Below are 3,604 nucleotides of genomic sequence, written 5' to 3'. Positions count from 1 at the left end.
GAGCATGTTATGCTTGCTATTATGGACATGGAAACTAATACTGCTATAGGGAGAATATTAAAGCAATACAATATAAATGAAAATGAATTCTTAAAAGTATTATCACAAGTTAGAGGAAGTCAAAGAGTAGAAACACAAGATCCAGAAGGAACTTATGAGGCACTAGCTCGTTATGGTACAAATTTAGTAGATTTAGCTAAAAAGCATAAACTAGATCCTGTTATAGGTCGTGACGAGGAAATAAGAAGAGTTATAAGAATATTATCAAGAAGAACTAAAAACAACCCAGTACTTATAGGAGAACCAGGTGTTGGTAAAACTGCTATAGTTGAAGGTCTAGCAGAGAGAATCGTAAGAGGAGATGTTCCAGAAGGTCTTAAAGACAAGATAGTATTTTCTCTAGATATGGGTTCTTTAATTGCCGGGGCAAAGTATAGAGGTGAATTTGAAGAAAGATTAAAAGCAGTACTTAAAGAAGTACAAAGTTCAGATGGTAAGATAATATTATTTATAGATGAAATTCATACAATAGTTGGTGCTGGTAAAACTGACGGGGCAATGGATGCTGGCAACTTAATAAAACCAATGCTTGCTCGTGGAGAGTTAAACTGTATAGGTGCAACTACTTTTGATGAGTATAGACAATATATAGAAAAAGACAAAGCACTTGAAAGACGTTTCCAACCAGTTATTGCCGAGGAACCAAGTGTAAGTGATACTATATCAATATTGAGAGGTCTCAAGGAAAGATTTGAAATACATCATGGTGTAAGAATACATGACAGCGCAATTGTAGCCGCTGCTAAACTATCACATAGGTATATACAAGATAGATTTTTACCTGACAAGGCAATAGATTTAATAGACGAAGCAGGTGCTATGATTAGAAGTGAAATAGATTCATTACCTACTGAACTAGATATGGTAAGAAGAAAGTTATTTACATTAGAAACAGAAAGAGAAGCACTACTTAAAGAAAATGATGATAAGAGTAAAGCAAGACTTGACAAAATAGTTAAAGAAATAGCAGAACTTAAGTCTAAAAATGATGAAATGAGTGCTAAATATGAAAAAGAAAAGAATCAAATACTAGAAATTAGAAGCTTAAAAGAACAACTTGACGAAGCGAAAGGAAGTGTAGAAAAATATGAAAGAGAATATGATTTTAATAAAGCTGCTGAAGTTAAGTATGGAATAATTCCTACGTTAGAAGAACAAATAAAAGAACAAGAAGAGAAAATCAAGCAAAGCTATGAAAATGCACTTTTAAAAGAAGAAGTTACTGAAAATGAAATATCACAAATTGTTGCTAAATGGACAGGTATACCTGTTACTAAATTAGTAGAAGGTGAAAGAGAAAAACTACTAAAACTAGAAGATGAACTTCAAAAAAGAGTAATAGGGCAAGGTGAAGCAGTAACAGCTGTATCAAATGCAGTAATTCGTGCTCGTGCAGGGCTAAAGGATGAGAAAAAGCCAATTGGTTCATTTATATTCCTAGGACCTACTGGAGTTGGTAAAACAGAACTTGCTAAAACTCTTGCTAATAATTTATTTGATAGTGAAGAAAACATAATAAGAATAGATATGAGTGAGTATATGGAAAAACATGCTGTATCTAGACTTATAGGACCTCCTCCAGGGTATGTAGGTTATGAAGAAGGTGGTCAATTAACAGAAGCAGTAAGAAGAAGTCCATATTCTGTAATATTATTTGACGAAATAGAAAAAGCTCATGAAGATGTGTTTAATCTATTCTTACAAATATTAGATGATGGAAGACTTACTGACAACAAAGGTAAAACAGTAGATTTTAAAAATACACTTATAATAATGACATCAAATATAGGTAGTTCATATCTACTAGAAGCTGGTGAAAACATAACTGAAGAAGCTAAAGTACTTGTAATGAACGAAATGAAGAATAGATTTAAACCAGAGTTTTTAAATAGGGTTGATGATATTATAATGTTTAAGCCATTAGATAAAGAAGGCATTAAAAAGATTATTGATATATTTATAGACTCTTTAAGAAAGAGATTACAAGAAAAAAATATAGAAATAGAAGTAACAGATAATGCAAAAGAAATTATGGCTAAAGAAGGCTATGACCCAATATATGGTGCTAGACCATTAAAGAGATATATAAGTAATACTCTAGAAACTATAATAGCTAAGAAAATTATAGCAGGAGAAGTTTATAGTGGATGTGCTGTAGTTATTGATGGAGATAATGAAAACATCCATGTATCTGTAAAATAATATAAAAAAAGGGCATTCAATAAATAGGTATGAATGTCCTTTTTCTTGTTTACAATTATAACATATACACTAAAAGGAGGGCTACATTTGCCTAAATATAATGATGAGCAATTAACACAAAATATTATAAATATGCTTAAAGAAAAACTAACAAAAGATTACTCACCGGGAAGTACTAAAAGAGATGCTCACCCAAAATGTTTAGGTCTTTTAAAAGCATATTTTATAGTAGCAAGAGATTTACCAAAAGAGTATCAAGTAGGTATATTTAAAGAACCAAAAACATACTCTGCATTTATACGTGTATCAAACTCAAATCCCAAAATAAATAGTGATAAAATTAAAGATTTTAGAGGTTTTTCAATAAAACTTCTAGGAGTTAATGGACCTAAATGTACAAAAGATGAAAAATATACTCAAGACTTTTTATTTATAAACAATGAAACCATGCCACTTGGTACATTGAATCTTTTTCATGATGCTATTTATTATACTACAAAGTCTAATCCAATTATATTTGGAGTTAAACTTCTTTTAAACGGTAAAATAGGAATATTAAAAGATATAACAAAAAATCAAAAACATGATACTAGTCCACTTGATATAAAATATTTTAGTACAACACCATATATGTTTGGTAACAAAAAGGTTAAGTATAGTTTAGTTCCAAGGTCTATATACCAAAGTCAACTTCCAAAAGAAATGACACCTACATATTTGACTAATAATATGCAAAAGCATCTACAAAGTCATGAGGCAATATTTGACTTTATGGTGCAATTTCAAACTACTGAAAAAGCAATGCCAACAAATGATGCATCTATTAAATGGAATGAAGATAAATCTCCATTTATAAAATTAGCACAAATAAAAATACCAATTCAAGAATTTACAACTAAAGAACGAGAAGAATTAGCAGAAATTCTTTCTTTTTCTCCAGGCCATGCACTAACTAGTCATAGACCTATTGGAGATATAAACATAGCAAGAATAAAGATTTATGAAGAAATGTCTAAGTTTAGGCATTTTAGAAATAAAGAAAAATTATTTGAACCAGATGAAAGATATTTTAATAATATTGATTAATCAGTAACAACATGCTAAGAAGATGATTTGGAGTAATTTAACAAATATTCTCTATAAAAAATTTATATAATTTGATATAATAAAAATTAAATTATAATTTACTATACATTGAGGAGAAAAGTATGACAAAACCATCAACTTTCCACAGTCAAGGATTCAACTGTGCAGAATCTATAATAAAATCATACAATGAAGAATTTAACACTGATATACCAGTATCACTTGGAAGTGCTATGGGAAGTGGTGTTAGAAGATC

2 protein-coding genes are annotated in these 3,604 nt (G+C 30.0%); both read left to right on the top strand.

Going from position 1 to position 3,604, the window contains the following annotated elements; all coding sequences use genetic code 11:
* On the top strand, positions 1-2,262 hold a 2,262-nt coding region (locus tag VLM92_RS02760; RefSeq protein ID WP_325274825.1), incomplete at its 5' end, for an ATP-dependent Clp protease ATP-binding subunit.
* An 87-nt stretch (positions 2,263-2,349) separates the two neighbouring features.
* Positions 2,350-3,348, top strand: a complete 999-nt coding sequence (locus tag VLM92_RS02755) for a hypothetical protein (RefSeq protein ID WP_325274824.1) — start codon at positions 2,350-2,352, stop codon at positions 3,346-3,348.
* Positions 3,349-3,604: the final 256 nt, after the last annotated feature.

Source organism: Romboutsia sp., from assembly GCF_035470145.1.
In the GTDB taxonomy this organism is placed as follows: Bacteria; Bacillota; Clostridia; order Peptostreptococcales; family Peptostreptococcaceae; genus Romboutsia_D.
Note: the sequence above shows the minus strand (reverse complement) of the source record. Positions and strands in the feature narration are given on the sequence as shown.